Source organism: Verrucomicrobiales bacterium, assembly GCA_016793885.1.
GTDB lineage: Bacteria > Verrucomicrobiota > Verrucomicrobiia > Limisphaerales > UBA11320 > UBA11320.
Map to the genome: position 1 here is coordinate 157,608 of JAEUHE010000042.1, position 19,318 is coordinate 176,925.

General features: G+C 59.4%; 10 protein-coding genes. 5 read left to right on the forward strand and 5 right to left on the reverse strand.

What is annotated here, in order from left to right:
• Positions 1–251: 251 nt before the first annotated feature.
• Entirely contained in the window at positions 252–1,151 is a 900-nt protein-coding gene (locus JNN07_05650) for a diacylglycerol kinase family lipid kinase (GenBank protein ID MBL9167204.1), read from the forward strand.
• Between the two features lie 288 nt (positions 1,152–1,439).
• Here JNN07_05650 and JNN07_05655 read toward each other — a convergent pair whose 3' ends face one another.
• On the reverse strand, positions 1,440–2,660 hold the full coding sequence (locus JNN07_05655; GenBank protein ID MBL9167205.1) for a terpene cyclase/mutase family protein: 1,221 nt from the start codon (positions 2,658–2,660) through the stop codon (positions 1,440–1,442).
• 283 nt (positions 2,661–2,943) lie between these two features.
• Here JNN07_05655 and glgP point away from each other — a divergent pair, with 283 nt between their 5' ends.
• A complete protein-coding gene (gene glgP / locus JNN07_05660; protein MBL9167206.1) occupies positions 2,944–5,136 on the forward strand; it encodes an alpha-glucan family phosphorylase in 2,193 nt (730 codons plus the stop codon).
• Positions 5,137–5,687: 551 nt separating this feature from the next.
• Here the strand turns inward: glgP and JNN07_05665 are convergent.
• Positions 5,688–6,617 (reverse strand): GDP-L-fucose synthase, encoded by a 930-nt coding sequence (locus JNN07_05665; GenBank protein MBL9167207.1) that lies wholly within the window; start codon positions 6,615–6,617, stop codon positions 5,688–5,690.
• A 467-nt stretch (positions 6,618–7,084) separates the two neighbouring features.
• Between JNN07_05665 and JNN07_05670 the strand changes: the two genes are divergently transcribed.
• Together JNN07_05670 and JNN07_05675 are read left to right on the forward strand one after the other, a co-directional pair.
• The gene (locus JNN07_05670; protein MBL9167208.1) at positions 7,085–10,696 is read left to right on the forward strand and encodes a PSD1 domain-containing protein; all 3,612 of its coding nucleotides are present in this window, start codon (positions 7,085–7,087) and stop codon (positions 10,694–10,696) included.
• 12 nt (positions 10,697–10,708) lie between these two features.
• Positions 10,709–12,166 carry a DUF1501 domain-containing protein gene (locus tag JNN07_05675; protein MBL9167209.1) on the forward strand — a complete coding sequence of 486 codons (1,458 nt, stop codon included), beginning with the start codon at positions 10,709–10,711 and terminating at the stop codon, positions 12,164–12,166.
• Positions 12,167–12,910: 744 nt separating this feature from the next.
• Here JNN07_05675 and JNN07_05680 read toward each other — a convergent pair.
• Genes JNN07_05680 through rimO form a run of 3 tightly spaced genes read right to left on the reverse strand, consistent with a single transcriptional unit; the run spans position 12,911 to position 15,736 of the window.
• On the reverse strand, positions 12,911–13,441 hold the full coding sequence (locus JNN07_05680) for a phosphatidylglycerophosphatase A (protein ID MBL9167210.1): 531 nt from the start codon (positions 13,439–13,441) through the stop codon (positions 12,911–12,913).
• The gene (gene pgsA / locus JNN07_05685; GenBank protein ID MBL9167211.1) at positions 13,434–14,024 is read right to left on the reverse strand and encodes a CDP-diacylglycerol--glycerol-3-phosphate 3-phosphatidyltransferase; all 591 of its coding nucleotides are present in this window, start codon (positions 14,022–14,024) and stop codon (positions 13,434–13,436) included. Before pgsA ends, JNN07_05680 begins: the two co-directional genes overlap by 8 nt.
• The gene (gene rimO / locus JNN07_05690) at positions 14,021–15,736 is read right to left on the reverse strand and encodes a 30S ribosomal protein S12 methylthiotransferase RimO (GenBank protein MBL9167212.1); all 1,716 of its coding nucleotides are present in this window, start codon (positions 15,734–15,736) and stop codon (positions 14,021–14,023) included. The genes pgsA and rimO overlap by 4 nt, the downstream gene beginning before the upstream one ends.
• A gap of 376 nt (positions 15,737–16,112) precedes the next feature.
• On the opposite strand from rimO, the gene JNN07_05695 reads away from it, so the two are divergent.
• Complete coding sequence (locus JNN07_05695; protein ID MBL9167213.1) at positions 16,113–19,316, forward strand: beta-propeller domain-containing protein; 3,204 nt, start codon at positions 16,113–16,115, stop codon at positions 19,314–19,316.
• Positions 19,317–19,318: the final 2 nt, after the last annotated feature.

Sequence of the window (19,318 nt, forward strand, 5' to 3'; positions counted from 1 at the left end):
ATGGAGTTCCGCCTTTAGCCCAATCCATGCCGTCGTTCAGCACGCGTTTGCTTGATCTTTTTGCGAAATTCTTCGTTGTTCGTCGCTTACGTATTTCGCTCAATACGCTCGCTCCTCACGCCTCGGTTTTCGCAAAAACCTGCGGCGCAACCGCAGGCCGCCCTACTGCATGGATTGGGCTTTAGGCGGTTCCCTGGGTGGCGATGCCTCGTGATGATGAGGTGGATTCTGATCCTGTGCATAGCCAACCCATGACTCGCACCTGCATTATTTTTAATCCGACCGCCCGCGGTGACAAAGCAGCCAGCTTTCGTGCTCAGTTAGACTCCTTATCGGTGCGGTACACCCTTCGGCCCACCGACGCAGCGGGCGCTGCGCGACGTATGGCCCGTGAGGCGGTTCAGGAGGGCTTTGAGGTGATCGTTGCGGCGGGTGGTGACGGCACCGTGAACGAGGTGGTCAATGGGATCAGCGACCACCCGGATGGTTGGGTGCGGGCTTCCTTGGGTATTTTGCCGCTCGGGACGGTCAATGTTTTTGCCAAGGAGTTGGGTATTCCAGCGGATATTTCCGGAGCATTGGCACTGCTGCGTGAGGGGCACCTGAGCGAGCGCGATTTGCCTTTGGCCGAGTTCTCGACGTCGGCGGGGATTGAGCGTCGTTGTTTTGTGCAACTCGCCGGCGCGGGGCTTGATTCTCGGGCGATCGCCCGTGTTCGCTGGAATCTCAAGAAGCGTCTTGGCCCCCTTGCGTATGTGATTGCGGGACTGGGAGCACTACGCGAGAACACTTCGCCCATCCAGGTGGCTTCGGCGGAAAAGCAGATGGAAGGAGGGCTGATCTTGATCGGTAAGGGACGCTACTATGGCGGGCGTTACATCCTTTTTCCACAAGCGGTGCCGGATGACGGCTATCTGGAGGTGGTAGTTTATCCTCGGGTTGGGCTCGCCCAGTTGGCAGGTTTCGGGTTTGGATGGTTGGCCGGTAATCTGCACCGTTTCACTGGCGCCGTGCGTTGGAAGACCCGTGCTGTAACTTTGAGTTGTCGGGCTAACATGCCCTTTGAACTTGAAGGTGACAATGTCGGAGACCTCCCTGTGACATTCCGTTCTGCCGGGAGGCGGATGCGTGTGTGGGGGGTGCGGACTTAGCATTTCAGTTCATTCCGGAACGATTCAGATTTGACCCTCTCCTCGACGGGTTTTTCTCGTGGATTGCCACCTCGGACGAGCTGCAATGGAGTTGAACTGACACCAATTCTCCCCTGCACATCCTCTCAAGTAGTGTTGCGTACGCGACACTACTTGAATCTGGTTACTGGATGAGTTGCCCAGCTTTCGCAAGAACACGCCCCCTTTCCTTCCATGCTTCCCCTGTCTGTAGGCGCAGCTCTCGATGGATTCGGTCAGATTTCGAAAGGTCGGCCGAGTCAATCTGTCCTAGAGCCCGCGCCAGATCGTTTCGAGAGCTAGGACCGAATAGGCGGTCACGAGATTGGAATCCTTCTCCCACCACCGGGGGCTGGAATTGATCCAGGAGCCGTCCCGCTGCTGCAAGGTCATCAAACGCATCGCTACTTCTTTTCTCCACGCGACGCGACGCCCGTCCTTCAACACCAACTCGTCGACACCCGCCGCAGTCAGGCCTTTGGTGAGCAGGTGCAGATAGTAGTAAAGGCCTTGCTGCCCCATTCCGGGATTTTCCTCGAGAGTGTAATTCGAACGCAGCCACTCCATCACGGCCACCACGCGAGGATCCTCCTTCTTGAGATCGGCGTAGATGTAACTCAGCAAACCGGCGTAGCTGATGCTCCCGTAGGAGCGCAGCGCGATCTTGCCAGTGGTCGCATTCGTTTCTCCGCCAGCCATGCTACGGCCGGGATGGTAGATAAAACCTCCCCGGTCTTGCGGGTAGGCGGACACATAGGCCTCCCGATTCCGATCCGGTAGGTTCTGGCACTTCTCCAGAAAGTGGATCGCGGCCGCCCAGTTGAGGTCCTTGTCAGCCTTACCCCCTCGGTCTTGGATCAGGTGACGACTGTGATACAGCGCCTGGAGCGCCGTGTAGGTATTGTTGACGTCTGGATCCTTCTGGATCCCGCCATAGCCAATGCCTCCATCGAAAGGGGTGTCGAGCTGGCCGAGGCGGCCGCGATCGTCCTGCAAGCCGACCAGATATCCTCTCGCTCGCGTTAGGATGGAGTCGTAGTCCCCCCCTGGTGCGGTCAGCAGTGCCATCATCGACAAGGAAGTGTTGTAGCTGGTCAGTTCGCGGGTATAGATGCCTCCGTCCGGCTTGGCCGATTGGGTCAGAAACGCGTATCCCTTGCTCAGTTCCGGCGTTGGTTTCTTGAAGCGACCGGTGGGCTCCCCGGCAAACGCGGTAAGCGCCAGAGCTGTGACCGCCGGATGATCCGGGGTTGACCACCAGCCATTGCTATTCTGCTGAGCTTGCAGCCAGGCCAATCCCTGATCCAAGGAGCGCTGGACCTCGTTGCGGAACGAAATATCGGCTCCGAATGACCTACCCGACTGGATCGCCAACATCATTAGCAGAAGCAGCAGCGAACACCGGCCGCGGGCCTGGAAACGGGCCTTGCCGCCAATGAAGCTTGGGACTTCCTCCGAGGGCAGGAATCCTTGCTGCAGGGATTTATTCATACGTTCGAAATCTAGGTCGCAGATCAGGAGACTTCCAGACCGAATTTCGCGCGGCCGAGGAGCACTCTTCTCGATTCAAGGGGGCAAAGCTGGCCCTGGCAATTTATTGCCGACGTGATCGCTGTGGAGGCAGCTTTTGCCGTCTTTCCAGATACTCTACGAAGGCAATTGTCGCAAATTGTGGCCCAATTCTCTTTGTATTTGCTGGGCTAGGAGGGGAAGACTACGGCCGGCTCCGGTTTGGGCACGGAAAATGTTTTTCATCAGAGTCTGCTGAATTTTTATGACGACAAAGCCTCTCTCGAAAACTGAGTTGAACGAACTGGTCTCCGGCCTCAACAAGCTCGCCCGCAACCTTTGGTGGACTTGGAATCAAGAGGCTCAGGAACTCTTCCAGGAACTGTCACCCCGCGGCTGGCAAAACCTCTACCATAATGCCGTCGCGGTTCTCCACGAAGTCTCGGAGTACGAACTGAAGGTCCGTCTTCAGGACGCCGACTTCGCGGACCGCGTTCGGCGGGTGCTGTCCACCTTCAAGCTCTACATGGACGAGAAGGAAACCTGGGCAGCCAAGAGCGCGCCGCAGCTCAAGGACCGTCCCGTTGCTTACTTTAGCGCTGAATTTGGTTTCCATGAGACCTTGCCCATTGCCGCCGGCGGTCTGGGCATTCTGGCGGGCGATCACGCCAAGTCGGCCAGCGATCTAGGGCTGCCGTTCGTCGGCATCAGCCTCTTTTATCGCGAGGGCTACTTCCAGCAGGCGGTGAACCAGGAGAACTGGCAAACCGAGTATTACACGTTGTTACATCCCGAGAACCTGCCCATGGAGCCCGTCCTCGACGCCCGGGGACAACCGCTCGTTTGCAAGATTCGCATCGCTCTCAATGAAGTCTATTTCCAAGCGTGGCGAGTCAATGTCGGCCGTAATCCGGTCTATCTGCTGGATACCAATCGGCCGGAGAACGAGCAGCACTATCGCGACCTGACCCTCCGGGTTTATGGCGGCGACAGCACCACCCGCATCATGCAGGAGATCCTGCTAGGCGTCGGGGGCGTTCGCCTGCTTCGCGCTCTGGGACACCATCCCTCGGTGTTTCATATGAACGAAGGTCACGCGGCTTTCCTCACGCTGGAGCTGACTCGCGAGAAGGTGGCCAAGGGCAAGTCCTTTGCCGACGCGTTCGCGCGCACCAAGGAGGAATGCCTCTTCACGACGCACACTCCGGTCGAGGCCGGCCACGATCGGTTCAGCAGCGATCTTGTCAACTATGCCGCCAGCAAGTTTTGCAGCCAGCTGCGCATCTCTCACGACCAACTGATGGACCTGGGGCGGGTGACAGCGGGCAATACCTCTGAACCCTTCTGCATGACGGTGCTTGCGCTCAAGTGCTCCCGCGCGGCGAACGGCGTGAGCGAGTTGCACGGCCAGGTGAGCCGCGAGATGTGGCAATGTCTCTATCCGAACAAGCAGGTTGCCGAGGTGCCCATCGGACACATCACCAATGGGATCCATTTGCTCGGCTGGATGAAGGGACCCGTCCGACGCTTCTGGCGCCGCAAGCTCAGCAAGGACTGGAACACCTCCGGTGAGACGGAGACGACCCGGTTCTGGAACAGCAATACGGGCCGCAACTGGGAATCGGTCATCAACTCCACGGAGTTCTGGGCCAACATGGCGGATCCCTCGTTCATCTCCGACGAGGAGATCTGGGCGCTACGCTTCCGGCTTCGCCGCGAGCTGATCGAGTTTTCGCGACGTCGCCTGCTGCTTCAGGGCCAAAGCTTCTCGCAGGGGTCTTTCATCATCTTTGATCATTTGATGAACCCCGATGCGCTGACCATTGGATTTGCCCGTCGTTTCGCCACCTACAAGCGCGCCCCGCTGATCTTCCAACAATTCGAGAAGATCGTTCGGCTGTGTCATGATCAGGCTCGACCGATCCAGTTCGTGTTCGCCGGCAAGGCTCATCCGCGCGACGACGATGGCAAGCGATTCATTCAGCACATCATCCACCTCAGCAAGTACAGTGATCTCAAGGGATCTCTCTTCTTCATCGAGAACTATGATGTGCATGTGGCGCGGCAAATGGTCTCGGGCTGTGATGTCTGGCTGAACAACCCGCGCCGTCCGCTCGAAGCCTCCGGAACCAGCGGTCAGAAGACCTCGGTGCATGGCTGCTTGAATCTCAGTATCCTCGATGGATGGTGGCGCGAGGGCTATGATGGGACCAACGGCTTCGCCATCGGCGATGATTCGCATCCCTCCAGCATCGAGGAGCAAGATCGACTGGACAGCGAGAACTTGTTCTCGGCCCTCACCGAACAGGTAATTCCGTGCTTCTACAATCGGGATGCTGACGGGATTCCTCGCGAGTGGATTAAGAAGATCCGCCGAGCGATGGTGACTTTGGTGCCCAAGTATAACACCTGGCGCATGGTTCAGGAATACACGACGAACTACTACACGAAGTCCTAAGCTTCGCCCTGCATCTTTCACGAACAGCCTCTCCTGGTTAGCCAGGAGAGGCTGTTTTGTTTAGCGCCATGGGGTGGAAGAAGTCTCGCGACTCGACAACGGGGGCGACAAGCCTTAGTTGCGGACGAAGTATCTGAGGGGAGTGCTTGCGTGAAGGAGCAGCGGTGTCGTGCCCTCATCTTTACCTCCAAAATGGGGACGAAACAAGTCGGGCAACGCCGTGCTTCGTCGGCTGAGTTCCTGGATCCGCGGTGGAGAACCCGCAGGGTTCAAAGAGATAAGCCGGGGCGTGGAGCACAGCGACATCCCCCGGTCTGCCCGTTCCCAGTTTTACAGCACCCTGGAAGGCGTGCCACCCGTCGGGGAGTAAGCCGACCCACGATCAGGATCCTTGAGTAGGGGTATGCAAGCCTCAGAAAGCGGTGGCATCGCTGCGCGATGCTCCGTAACTTTCAACGGTTCCGGGGGTGCCGGCACCCCCGGCTATTCTCTTTGAACCCTGTGGGTTCGGGTCCTGCCACCCAGGTGAGAAACGCCAGTAACAGCGGGGGCTAGGCGTGCTTGCTTAAGAAGTCTTCGTAGGCTAATCGGATCCCTTGATCGAGTGGAATGGTGGGCTTCCAACCGAGGGCGAAAAGGCGCGAACTGTCCATGAGCTTGCGTGGGGTGCCGTCGGGCTTGGTGGTATCCCACACGATCCTTCCCTCGAAGCCCACGATCCGGGCTACCGTTTCCGACAGCTTCTTGATGCTAACCTCGCTGCCGCTCCCGATGTTGATAAACTGCTCTTCGCTGTAGTGCTGCATGAGATGGATGCAGCCGCGGGCCAGATCGTCGGCGTAGAGAAACTCCCGCAGCGGCGACCCGGTTCCCCAGCAAGAGACGGTTTCCTCTCGGCGCTGCTTGGCTTCGTGGAACTTCCGGATGAGCGCGGGAAGCACATGAGACGTGTTGAGGTCGTAGTTGTCGTTCGGCCCATACATGTTGGTGGGCATGGCGCTGATGAAGTCGCAGCCATGCTGGCGTCGGTAGGCCTGGCACATCTTGATCCCGGCGATCTTGGCGACGGCATACCACTGATTAGTTGGCTCGAGGGGGCCGGTGAGCAGATGCTCCTCCTTCATCGGTTGCGGCGAGTGCTTGGGATAAACACAGGAGCTGCCCAGGAAAAGCAGCTTCCGGACCTTCGCGGCGTAGGCTCCCTGTATCAGGTTGTTCTGGATCTGCAGGTTTTGATAGAGGAAGTCCGCCGGCTGAGTATCGTTGGCGTGAATGCCCCCTACCTTGGCGGCGGCGATGATGACGAACTCTGGCTTCTCGCTCGCGTAGAGGGCCTTCACGGCTGCGCCATCGAGAAGGTCCACCTCCGCCCGCGTGCGCCCGAAGACGCCGGCGTATCCTTGCTTCTGGAGTTCCCGATAAATCGCGCTACCCACCAGTCCCCGGTGGCCTGCGACGAAGATCTTGGATGATCTGTCCATGGTCATCATGGTTGGGACGTTATCGCATGGTGCCCGGATTACCAGCCATTTGGGAGACATCACAAGTCCGACAGGCTCTCCATGAACTCCTTCCTCTCCGCGCCTCCGCGAGAGATTCCGGCAGTCCTTCCGAGTCAGGGGAGGGATCTTTTGTCGCGGAGACGCGGAGAACGCGGAGGAGCACTAAATCAGTGAGAACCGAAGGATCAAAGCTAGCTCCCCTCCATGAGAAGAGCAGCAGCGTCAGTCGGCCCGGCTCTAGCAAGTCCCTGTTCAGATCCGTGTGAGCCGCTTGGGTAAAGTGTCCCCGCTCCCAAAGCTTCCGCACCTCACAACAGTCGTACCATCTTGGCGGCGGTAGATTCTGCTAGGGTTTGCGGCCAAGAAGGGGTGATTCTTTTGCAGTTCTGGTGAAGTGTTGCCCCGGCCCCCTCGCGAATATCTTGAGTGTGAAAGCAGTCGGAAGTATGACGCAAGAAACCCTTTACCTTTGGCGAGTGATGAACCGAACAAGCCTACTTCGACGTCTGACATCCGGTGTCTTGGTCTTGGTGGCCACGAGCTTGGCCGGGGCGGAGACTAAACCGGCGGGGAGCATTGATTTCGCTCGGCAGATCCGTCCGATTCTCTCCGACCACTGCTTGAATTGCCATGGCCCCGACGAGAAGGCGCGCAAGGGCGGCTTGCGATTGGATCGCCACGAGGATGCGCTCAAGGCTGGGAAATCGGGCCAGCGGGCAATCATTCCCGGAAACGTTGAGGAGAGCGAGTTCGTGAAGCGCCTGCTGACGTCGGATCCGGATGACATCATGCCACCGACCAAGACTGGCAAGACCCTGACCACCGCTCAGAAGGACCTGCTGCAACGTTGGATCAAGGAGGGTGCCACCTGGGTGACACACTGGGCCTACGATCCGGTCAAGCGTCCCGTGCCGCCTGCGGTGCAGCAGCAGGACTGGGTGCGGAACGAGATCGATCGGTTCGTTCTGGCTCGCCTGGAGAAAGAGGGGCTTAAGCCGTCGGTTCCCGCCGACAAAATCACCCTGATCCGGCGAGTGACCCTGGATTTGACCGGCCTACCTCCCAGCCCAGCAGAGGTCGATGCTTTCGTGGCGGACTCCAGCGATCAGGCATTTGAGCGGTTAGTGGATCGTTTGCTCCAATCGCCGGCCTACGGCGAGCACATGGCGAAGTATTGGCTGGATGCAGCGCGTTACGCGGATTCGCATGGATATCATATCGATGCAGAACGGAATGTTTGGAAGTATCGAGACTGGGTGGTGTCGGCCTATAATCGCAACCTGCCTTTCGACCAGTTCACCATTGAGCAGCTGGCCGGCGATCTATTGCCGAATCCGACCCTGGACCAGAAGGTGGCCTCCGGCTATGTCCGCTGCAACATGAGCACGGGAGAGGGCGGAGCCATAGTGGAGGAGTATCAGGCGAAGTATTCCTTCGATCGAACTGAGACGCTGGGCACAGCCTGGCTGGGGCTCACTTTGGTCTGCGCTCGATGCCATTCCCACAAATACGACCTGGTCTCGCAAAAGGAATACTATGGGCTGGCCTCATTCTTCAACAACTTGAAGGAGTCGGTCATGGATGGAAACGCTCCCAATCCGGAGCCCTCCATTCAAGTCCCCACGGCGGAACAAACGGCCCGCTTGGAGGACCTCAGAAAATCGATAGCCGAGGGTGAGAAAGCCATCCTGGCGCCTTTGCCCGAGTTGGATCGGGAGGAAGTCGAGTGGAAAAAGGAATGGTCTCGACGTCTGGGCCAGCAGTGGACGGTGATTGAACCCACGGGATTTCAATCCTCGAGCAATGCTCAGTTCCGGGTTGGACCCGATCGCACCATTTTGGTGAGCGGCCCCAACCCGCCGAAAGACACGTATCGGCTGACCTTTCCGTTGGAGCCCGGCGTGCTGGCGGGATTGCGCCTGGAGACTTTGCCGGATGACTCCCTGCCACAGAAGGGCAGCTCGCGTGCCGACGATGGCAAGTTCCGGCTCTCGGAGATTGAAGCGGAGTGGGTGCTGCCGGGTGTCGACGGGAAGGAGGCGACGGTGAAACCGATCAAATTTGCCCGAGCGATCGCCGATGCTGCGATCAAGGATCGTGAGGTCGAGAAAGCCATCGATGGAAAGGCGGAGACGGGATGGCAGCCTACCGATCAGCCAATGGTTGAGCGCCACACAGCCCTGTTCCTTCTGAGCGAAGCGCTGACCGTGCCTGGTCGCGGGGAGTTGCGGGTTCGGTTGAAGTCGGAGGCATCGGTGAATCGGCGCGCGATCGGGAAGTTTCGATTGGCGCTCGCACGGGACGAAGCCCTCGTCACTGCGTTGGCTCCCGCCAAGCCGGCACCCTGGCACGTGCTGGGCGCTCTGAAGGCTGGGGCTGTGGAGGAAACGCTCTCCAAGGTTTTAGAACCAGAACAGGCGATCGACTTGGATCTGAAGAAGACGTTCGCAGGTGCGCGGGAGGATGTTAAGTGGTCGGCGCGTGGGGATCTGGAGGACGGTAAATCCCATGTCCTCGTCAGCAGCCTGCACGGGGTTCATGGCGTCTACTACCTTTCTCGCAAACTGGTGGTGCCGATGGATCAGCAGGTGGCTGTCTCGGTGCGCGCGGATGATGTGTTTCGAGTCTGGCTGAACCAGCAACTGGTGGGAGAGCGTCGTCAAAGTGAGAGGGCAGGGGAGGGGCCGCTCAAGCTCGTCCTCCAGCTCAAGAAGGGGGAGAATACCTTGCTGATCAAGACGGTGAATGTGCAGGGTGACAGCCGCTTCAGCTTCGAGATGAATCCGTTGGATCGATCGGTTCTGCCGTCGGATTTGGCGGTCCTGTTCGCGGGATTGGACCAGTTCAACGCCGAACAGAACGCTCGCCTTCAGCGCTACTTTAGGCGCGTGAGTTCGCCCGAATGGCGGAAGGAGGAGAACCAAATCGCGCTATGGCGTGAAGAGGAGGCAGGGCTGAATCGCAGCATCCCCACGACGATGGTGGCGAAGGAGGATGAGGAGAAGATGCGCGACACGTTCCTGCTCATGCGCGGGGAATACGACAAGCTCGGCGATAAAGTCACGCGGGGTGTTCCGTCCATCTTTCCGGCGTTCCCGTCGGACGCGCCCACGAACCGTCTGGGATTGGCGAAGTGGCTGATGCTTCCCACGCACCCGTTGACCTCCCGGGTCACGGTGAATCGTTATTGGCAGCAGTATTTTGGTGTGGGCCTGGTCAAAACCTCCGATGATATGGGGGTCCAGGGGGAGCCACCGTCTCACCCAGAACTCCTGGATTGGCTGGCGGCGGAGTTCATTGGGTCGGGATGGGACATCAAGCGGATGCAACGCATGATTGTGCTGTCCGCCGCTTATCGGCAGAGCTCAAAGCAGAGCCCGGAGCTTCGGGCTCGCGATCCTGAGAATCGTCTGGTCTCGCGCGGCCCTCGGTTCCGGGTGGATGGAGAAGTGGTGCGGGACTCGGCCTTGTTCATTGGCGGGTTGTTGCAGGGTGAGTTGGGCGGTCGCAGCGTGCGGCCTTATGAGCCACCCGGCCTGTGGGAAGCCGTGTCGTTCAACAACTCCCAGAAGTACATTCAGGATGCGGGGTTGGCGCAATACCGCCGGAGCCTGTACACCCATTGGAAGCGCCAGAGTCCGCCTCCGAACATGCTGCTGTTCGACGCCCCAACCCGGGAATACTGCGTCGTTCGTCGTCCCCGAACCAACACTCCCTTGCAGGCGTTGGCGCTGCTGAACGACCCTCAGTTTGTGGAAGCCTCGCGCGCTTTCGCCGACCGAGTTCTGCGCGAAGGCGGTGCCTCGGATGCCGATCGATTGACTTATGCCTTCCGGTTGGCCACGGCACGCAAACCGAGCGCTGACGAACTGGGTGTCCTGAATCAGGTGCTCAGCGAACAGCGTGCGCACTACAGCCAGGACGCGGAATCGGCTCAAAAACTCCTGAGCGTGGGTGAGTATCACCCCACCTCGAATGCGTCAACCGCCGACCTGGCGGCGTGGGCAACGGTGGCCAGCATGATCCTCAACCTGGACGAAACGGTGACCAAAATCTAATTCGAGCTGCTTATGAATCCCTGGACTGAACACGCCCTGCTGCAGAACCGACGCCAGTTCTTCGGCCGCACCTCAACCGGGATCGGTGTTGCCGCGCTCGGATCGCTGCTCAATCGTGGCTCCGCCATGGCATCCACGCCTGCTGCGCCTGCTCCGGCCTATCCGCTTTCGGTGCTGCATCATGCCCCTAAAGCCAAGCGAGTCATCTACCTGTTTATGGCGGGTGGCCCGTCCCAAATCGACCTGTTCGACTACAAGCCGATCTTGGAAAAGTACCATCAACAGGAGCTGCCCAGCTCGGTTCGCATGGGCCAGCGTTTGACGACGATGACCAGCGGGCAAAGCGGCTTCCCCGTCGTCGCCTCCATGTTCAAGTTCCAGCAGCATGGGAAAAATGGCACCTGGCTGAGCGAGCTGATCCCACATACCGCGAGTGTGATTGACGACATGGCCCTGATCCGGACCGTTAATACCGAAGCGATCAACCACGATCCGGCCATCACCTATATCCAGACCGGATTTCAGCAGCCGGGGCGGCCTTGCATGGGCGCGTGGCTCAGTTATGGCTTGGGCGCGGCGAACCAGAACCTCCCGGCTTTCATTGTGATGATCTCCAGCGGAAAGGAGAGTGACCAGCCGCTCTACACCCGGCTGTGGAGTTCCGGTTTTCTCCCGTCGGAGCACCAGGGGGTGCAGTTTCGTGGAATGGCGGATCCCGTGTTCTATCTGTCCAACCCCCCGGGGGTCGATGCCACCACCCGGCGGCGGATGCTTGACGGTTTGTCGCGGTTGAACCAGAAGCAGTTTGAGGACTATGCCGATCCGGAGATCAACACCCGCATCGCTCAGTACGAGATGGCGTATCGGATGCAGACCTCCGTTCCTGAGCTAACGGACGTTTCGAAGGAATCGCAGTCGACATTGGATCTTTACGGTCCCGACGTGAAGAAGCCCGGTTCCTTCGCCTATAATTGTTTGCAGGCGCGTCGCATGGCCGAGCGGGGAGTGCGATTTATCCAGCTCTATCATCGTGGGTGGGATCAGCATGGCAGCTTACCGCGACGCATCCGTGAGCAATGCAAGGACACCGATCAGCCGAGTGCTGCCTTGGTGAAGGATCTGAAACAGCGCGGCCTGCTTGATGACACGCTAGTCGTATGGGGAGGCGAGTTTGGTCGGACGGTGTACAGCCAGGGAAAGATCGAGAAGACCGACTACGGCCGCGATCATCATGGCCGTTGCTACTCCGTCTGGATGGCGGGAGGCGGTGTGAAGGCGGGAACGGTCTTCGGGGAGACTGATGACTACTGCTACAACGTGGTTCGCGACCCGGTGCACATTCACGACCTCAATACGACCATCCTACATTGCCTGGGCGTGGATCACACTCGGCTCACCTATCGGTTTCAAGGACGTGACTACCGGCTGACCGACATCCATGGGGAGTTGGTTAAGGGTGTGCTGGCCTAGCCGCAAACACCGCTGGCGCGATGGCCGGCGGTTTTGAGGTGGAGAAATATCATGCCATCGCGCCAGCGGTGTTTGCGGCTAGAAGGCACTGCGTGCGGCGAGATGGACAAGTCGTGCTCTTCAATGTCATGGGTAGTGGGGTGGCGTTGTGGAGCGCGGAGACATGTCTCCGCTTTTCCTCCACGCGACGGAGTAACTGAGGGTGTCACTGGTAAATGCAGGTGTTGAAGGCAATGGCGTAGCGCCAAGGAACAGCGGTGTCGTGCCCTCATTTTTACTTCCAAAAATGGGGACTAGACGAGTTGGGCAACGACGGCGTTTCTCACTTTGTCGGCAAGGCCCGAACCCGCAGGGTTCCAAGAGATTTAGCCGGGGGTGCTCGCACCCCCGGAACTGTTAAAAATAAGGAGCATCGCGCAGCGATGCCACTGGCTTCTGAGACTTGCGTCAACCGCTTCGAGGAACCTAATTAGTTTGTCAGTCCATTGGACGAGTGGTGGCACGCCTTTCAGGGTGCTGTTTATTTGGGGGCCGAGAGACTGGGGGTGTCGCTGCGCTCCACGCCCCGGCTATTCTCTTTGAACCCTACGGGTTCTCGGCTTCGGCAGCAGGAGCTCACGCGAACAAGTGAGGATCCCCTACAACTTGTCTAGTCCCCAATTTTCGAAGCAAAGATGAGGTCGTGCCACCGCGATCCAGAGGGCGCTCCCGCCAGAGTAGGAAACCCCTTATTCTCCTCAACGCTCAGCGGCTCCACCACAGCAAACCAGTGAGCACGAGGGCTGCGTAGCCGGAGGCTAGCACATCATCCAGGGTGACACCCAGTCCTCCATCGAACCGTTGGCTCTGGCGCACCGGCCAAGGCTTCCAGATATCGAAGAGGCGGAACAACGCAAAGCCGGCGAGGCACAGGCCGCCGTTCCAGTGGCTAAGCAGCTCTATTGGCGATGGGACAGATCCTACACCTTTTAGATTCCACCCGACCCAGGGGAGAAAACAGAACGGGAGGGCAATGATTTCGTCGAGCACGATTGATCCAGGATCGTGCTGTTGGAGGATCCGTTCCGCACGACCGCAGAGCCAGACCGAGAGGAGGACTCCACACGCGGATCCCAGCAGGTAAGCCGGGAAGCTCTGCGGAAGGAGAAGCAACCCCGTCCAAGCGATGCCGAGCAACGAGCCCCAAGTGCCGGGAGCCTTCGGGATCCGACCGATGCCGAAACCCTGAGCCACCCAGACAATGGCGCGTTCCGCGTGGTTCACGGGATCAGACATCCTGTAGATACAGCCCTCGGTTCCTCCAGAGGTAAACCACCCCCGAGAAGAGCGTCAGTCCGACGGCTGTCCATTTGGCGATCGCCGCAAAGCCGGCTACCCAAGGTATTCCGAGGATGGGGAAACCAAAGACCGCGCGCCCCACGCTCCCCCACTGCTCATAGCTCACCAGCACGAGGATCGCGATAATGGCGACGATCTGGGAGATCGTCTTGTGTTTGCCGAAGCGTTCGGCGGCCAACACGAGGTTCTTCGAAGCCGCCAGAAGGCGTAAACCGGTGATCGCGAGTTCGCGGGCGACGATCACCACCACCATCCAGGCGGGTAGATAGCCGCTACCCACAAACGCAATGAAGGCCGAACAGGTAAGAATTTTGTCGGCTAACGGGTCCATGAGGATGCCAAAATTCGTGATGAGCTGGTACTTTCGGGCCAGCGCGCCATCCAGCCAATCGGTGATGCTTGCCATCACGAAGAAAACCAAAGCGACGGTCTTGTTGTACGGAAAGGTAATAAACATCGCTGCCAGAAAGGCGCCGGTCAGGACGAACCTTGAAACCGTAAGCTGGTTGGGAAGATTCATGACCCGTTCCCGCGCTGCACGGCTTGGCCGATCAGATCATAGTCCGTGTGGCCGATGATCTTGATCTGGGCGAACCGTCCGGGGTTGACATTACCCCGGATGTAGATGCGTCCATCGATGTCGGGTGCGTCGGCTTCACCGCGGCCGATCCAGTAATCACCTTTGAGCTGTTTGAGGTCGGCATCCTGTTCGCGAATGAGCCCATGTTCCCAGGAACTGACATTCGCTTTCTTGAGATCGCGGGCGCTGGCCTGGCCTTCGATCAAGACTTTTAGGGTGCGACCGACAAAACTCTCGCTGACCGAACGGGCCACCAGGTGCTGCTCTGCCATCGCCGCCTCCCGGCGTTTCGCCTTCACGCGCTCGGTGACCTGCTGCTCCATCTTGCCGGCGCGCGTGCCTTCCTCCTTCGAATAGGTGAAAACTCCCAGGCGCTCGAATCGGGTGTCGCGGATGAAGCCCAGCAGGGACTTGAAATAGGCATCGGTCTCGCCGGGGAATCCCACGATGAACGTTGTGCGCAGGGTAACGCCCGGGATGCCCGCTCGAATGCGGGTGATCAGCTCCTCAATATAGGCGCGCGAGGTTTCGCGCCGCATCCGCTCGAGCATCACGTCGTGGATGTGCTGCAGCGGCATGTCGATGTAGCGGGCCACCTTAGCACACTCCGCGATGGTTTGGATCAGCTCATCCGTCCAGTGGGCCGGATGGGTATAGAGCAGGCGGATCCAAAAATCGCCCGGGAGGGCGTTGAGTTCGCGCAGGAGGCTGCCGAGGGTCGTGGAGTCTGTCCTGAGGGAGCGAGTCGCGGCGGTGAACTTCTCGGGAGAGGAGATGGCCCGACTGTGGCCGGGGCGCAGGTCCAACCCGTAATACGTGGAATCCTGCGAGATGAGGTTCAGCTCTTTGACTCCTTCTGCCAGGAGTTGCTTCGCTTCCTTGACGATGTCCGACTGGACACGGCTGCGGTGCGATCCCCGCATGCGTGGGATAATGCAGAAGCTGCAGGGATGGTTGCATCCCTCGGCGATTTTGACATACGCGAAATGCTTGGGAGTCAGCCGAAATCGCGGCGTGGCGTAGTCGGGAATGTAGGTCGGTCGGACGTGGACATCCATGATCGCCGCGCCGGGCGCGGCGGCCGGTGCTGGCTCGAGCACTGTGCGGGTCCTGCCGGCCGAGCCGGGGGGCGCGTGATCTTCGGTGTGGCCGTGATGATGATCGGGGCCGGCTTTGCGATCCAGCTCTTCCAAGCGGGCGCTGATCTGTTTTTTGCGGGAGCCGGCGCGAGATTTGGCGCCGGCTGCTTGGTTGTCCAGTTTCTCGCGTCGTTGTTCAACCGCCTGGCGGACGAGCTCCGACACATTTTCCACCTGGTCGATCCCCATGAAGGCATCGACTTCGGGCAATAGTTTGGGCAGCTCTTCCCGAAACCGCTGGGGCATGCAGCCGGAGACGATCAGGCCTTGTTGCGGCCGATCACGGTCGCGTTCGGCGGCGGATTCGAGGATGGCATCGACGCTCTCCTCCTGGGCTGAATCGATGAACGAGCAGGTGTTCACGATCAAGGCATCGGCCTTCCCAGGATCATTGGTGATTTCCACCCCGCTCTTGAGCAAGGCGCCCAACATGATCTCAGCGTCCACCAGGTTTTTGGCGCAACCCAGTGAGATCAGGCCCACGCGGACCGGTGCTTGATTCTTTGATTTCATCGAGAGCGGCGACATTAGGACACTCTGCCGGTACTGTGCAACCGTGGATGCGAGGGGGGGGGAGGAAGATTCAGGTTTGACGAGTTAGGGAGAGACTTGATCGAAGATCGATCCGATTGAGTTTACAGTTCTGGTCTCGTCGAGCCCATGACTGCCCCAGGATGACGAAAACGAAGGGGCAACTCCCTGAGGGCCGGTCGGCGATCGTTTCCCCTCCCGCTCTCCACGACGCAGCACTTACTTCGTTCGGTGTCAGGGGCCTATCTGGGCTCGAATGGAATCTCGCCCTACCTCACCCGTCCTCCCTCCGCCCTTGACAGGCTGGCTTGGGGGTAGTCTACTTTTTATGTTCTCGCCCGGAACAAACGATCCAAATATGAAAACTCTGTACATTTCAGGGCGTGTCGTCTTCCGCTTCTTCACGGCCTTACTGCTTTGCCTGGTCTCGTGCATGGTTCTCCCCGCCGCTGAGATGCCATCGATTTCCGCGTTGCGCCAATCCGGGTCGAACGTGGTGGTGGAGGTGCAGGTGCCGGCAGGTTTGCGGATGGTCCGACTCGAATCCCGAACCCGGTTGGCCGGCGGCGCGTGGACGCCCCGGGCCATCGCTCGGCTGGACGGCAACGGAGGGCTGGCGCGCTTTACATTGCCCAACCGGCAGGACATCGAGTTAATGCGAGTGACCGCTCTCGATGCCGAGGATCTTCCCGAGAGCTTCTTCCAGGGAACCAATGATTTCCCGGGGGCATTAACCGGCTCGGGTAGCTCCACGCTGTATCCCGGTAATACGACGGGGATGGTCGAGGATACCACCGCTCCCAATGCTGGAGCGGGAGGTGGTGGAAGCGCCCCTCGCACCGTCGCTGAATCCGACATCTGGCGCGTGGACGGCAATCGGATTTATTTTTTCAACGCGTTACGCGGGCTGCAGGTAATCGACATTGAGAATCCGGACGAGCCGAGCTTGCGAGGCACTTTGGCTTTGCCTGCTGCCGGAGAGCAGATGTATCTCATCGATGATCAAGTGGTTGTCCTGTTGGTGCAGGCCAACTGTTACTTTGGCAGCCAGCAAAGCCAGATCCTTTTGGTATCCACCAAGGAACCCCAGCCCAAGGTCATCGCTCGCCTGGCCTTGGATGGTTATCTTGGGGAGAGCCGGATCGTCGGTACGGCGCTCTATGTGGCTGCCCAAACGTATCAGACCTCCCAGGATCGCGGGCAGACTGTGTATACCTATGGAACTCGGCTGCATTCCTTCGACCTCTCCAAGCCATCGGCTCCACGTGCGGTCGGGACCCTTTGGTATCCGGGTTACAACAGCGTGGTGGCGGCTACGGATCGTTTGTTCTTCGTGGTGAATCAAGAGCCGGGCGATTGGAGTCGCTCGGTAATTCACAGCGTGGACATCACCTCACCCTCAGGCGAGCTGGCCGAATACGTCACCGTCCGCCCCGCCGGCATCATCCGCGACAAATTCAAACTCGACTATCAGGGCACCCGCTTTACCTGCATCTCCGAGGAGGTCTCGGACCAGCGTCGCACGCGCCTCGAAACATTCTACCTCGCGGATCCCCGATCTGACGGCCCGATCAGCCTGCGCAAAGAAGGCGACCTTAAGCTGGCGGAGCGCGAGTCTCTGTTCGCCACGCGTTTCGACGGCGACAAGGCTTACATCGTTACTTTCCTGCGCATTGATCCGCTCTTCATTGTGGATCTTTCCAATCCGGCCAGCCCGAGGATTGTGTCCGAGCTGCTGGTGCCGGGGTTCTCCACCTTTATCCAGCCGCTGGGCGATCGTCTGGTGACGGTGGGCACGGAGACCAATCGAGTTGCGGTGTCCCTGTTCGATGTCGCGAATCCGGCCAAGCCCAGCCTATTGAGCCGCGTGCTGCTCGGTGAAAGTTACTCCTGGAGCGAGAGTCTCTGGAATGAGAAGGCCGTCTCCATCCTCCCGGACGAGGGTTTGATTCTAGTTCCTTACAGCGGGGACACCTCCGGGGGATATTCCTCTCGCGTTCAGCTGATCGATTTGTCCCCGGAGAGTTTGAAAGCTCGCGGACAGATTGTTCGATCGATGGAGCCGCGGCGAGCGACGTTGCATCGGGACCGGATCTACTCCATCTCCTCGCGTGAGCTTCTGGTGGTCGAGGCTTCCAATCGAGACCAGCCCGAAGTGAAGCAGGCATTGGATCTCGGCTGGTCGGTCGATCGTTTGATTGTGAAGGGCGAATACCTGCTGGAGCTCAGCGATCAAGCGCGCTGGTGGGGTTCCCAGACCCTCACTCAGTTGAGGACCGCGCGAGCCAGTGAAGCCGATCGAGCCTTGGCCACCCTGACGCTCACCAACCTGCCGATTGTGGGAGCCACACTGCGCGGCGATGTCTTGCACCTTGCCCAGGCTCCGTTCGCCAGTTGGGGGTGGGGTATCTACCCGCTTGCCGCCGTGGCGGATGGCGCGGCGTCGGCGGACGATACTCGTTCTCGAGCGGTTTTCACCACCATTGATGTGCGCGATCCGCTGCATCCCCGGGTGTTGGGACAGACTGCCGCTGTGCTGCCTGAGTCCTCAGGTTCAGACTGGCAGCCGCTATGGCTCAGCGAGGAGCTGCTGGTTTGGTATACCCGGGGGGTGAGCGGACGAGGGTATTGGAATCCCATCGGGGTGTTTCCTGGTGCCATCGCAGCCGATGTGGCTCTGCCTTATTGGGGCTGGGGGTCGGTGGCCAAACCCTCCTTAGTGGCACTCGACGTAACTCGTCCCGTCTCTCCCACGGTTCGCTCCGTGACGCATCCAGCTCGGGACAACTGGTGGTCAGCGACTGCCGCTCATGCGGCGGGTTCGTTGGTCTACTTTGGCCATCAGGAATCCGACGTTGTGGAAGATCCTTTGGTTCCGACCAAGCCGGGCGGACTTGAGCCGGGTGCCGCGGTGATCCGCGATCCGGGCTTCCCTTATCCGGTGGTCCGCTGGCGGCAGAAGCATTTCATGGACGTAGTCGACTTCGCGGACGCGCGGCAACCGGTCGTGCGCGACCCTGTAAGCCTGCCCGGGGCCCTGCAGGGCATCTCCCGACAAGGGCAGCTACTCTACACTCGCGATGAGCTGCTCGACCCAGCGTCCGTTCCGACGGGAGCCAACCAACTGACAGCTCTGGCTTACGATGGCGTGTCGGCTCATCGGGTCGATTCGATCCCGCTGGATCTCCACTGGAATCTTCCGATCTTGGTGTCGGGAGAGGCGGTTTTCGTGGCTCGGGCGGAAGTGCAGGCGAACAATGCAGCGGTCGGCCGATTGGAGACCTGGCAGCTTGCCATGACCGGCCGATGGGAGCGTGTTGGATCACTTGAGCTTCCGGCCGTCGTTCAGAGCCTGACCCAGCGAGATCGGCTGCTCGTGTCGTTGGATCAAACCGTTCGGCTGATCGATGCGTCCAACCCTCTGGCTCTGAAGGTGGTGGGACAGAACTCGGAGCCACTATGCTGGTGGGGGGATATCTCTCGGGGAGACGGTGATCTGGAACGAGGTTTTTGGATCCCGATGGGAGATTATGGCGCGAAGTTGGTTCCGCGGAATCCCTAGAG

Bases quoted from the DNA above. Each gene is read 5' to 3' on its own strand.
- JNN07_05650 (MBL9167204.1), top strand. From the start codon at position 252: ATGACTCGCACCTGCATTATTTTTAATCCGACCGCCCGCGGTGACAAA.
- JNN07_05655 (MBL9167205.1), bottom strand. From the start codon at position 2,660: ATGAATAAATCCCTGCAGCAAGGATTCCTGCCCTCGGAGGAAGTCCCA.
- glgP (MBL9167206.1), top strand. From the start codon at position 2,944: ATGACGACAAAGCCTCTCTCGAAAACTGAGTTGAACGAACTGGTCTCC.
- JNN07_05665 (MBL9167207.1), bottom strand. From the start codon at position 6,617: ATGGACAGATCATCCAAGATCTTCGTCGCAGGCCACCGGGGACTGGTG.
- JNN07_05670 (MBL9167208.1), top strand. From the start codon at position 7,085: ATGACGCAAGAAACCCTTTACCTTTGGCGAGTGATGAACCGAACAAGC.
- JNN07_05675 (MBL9167209.1), top strand. From the start codon at position 10,709: ATGAATCCCTGGACTGAACACGCCCTGCTGCAGAACCGACGCCAGTTC.
- JNN07_05680 (MBL9167210.1), bottom strand. From the start codon at position 13,441: ATGTCTGATCCCGTGAACCACGCGGAACGCGCCATTGTCTGGGTGGCT.
- pgsA (MBL9167211.1), bottom strand. From the start codon at position 14,024: ATGAATCTTCCCAACCAGCTTACGGTTTCAAGGTTCGTCCTGACCGGC.
- rimO (MBL9167212.1), bottom strand. From the start codon at position 15,736: ATGAAATCAAAGAATCAAGCACCGGTCCGCGTGGGCCTGATCTCACTG.
- JNN07_05695 (MBL9167213.1), top strand. From the start codon at position 16,113: ATGAAAACTCTGTACATTTCAGGGCGTGTCGTCTTCCGCTTCTTCACG.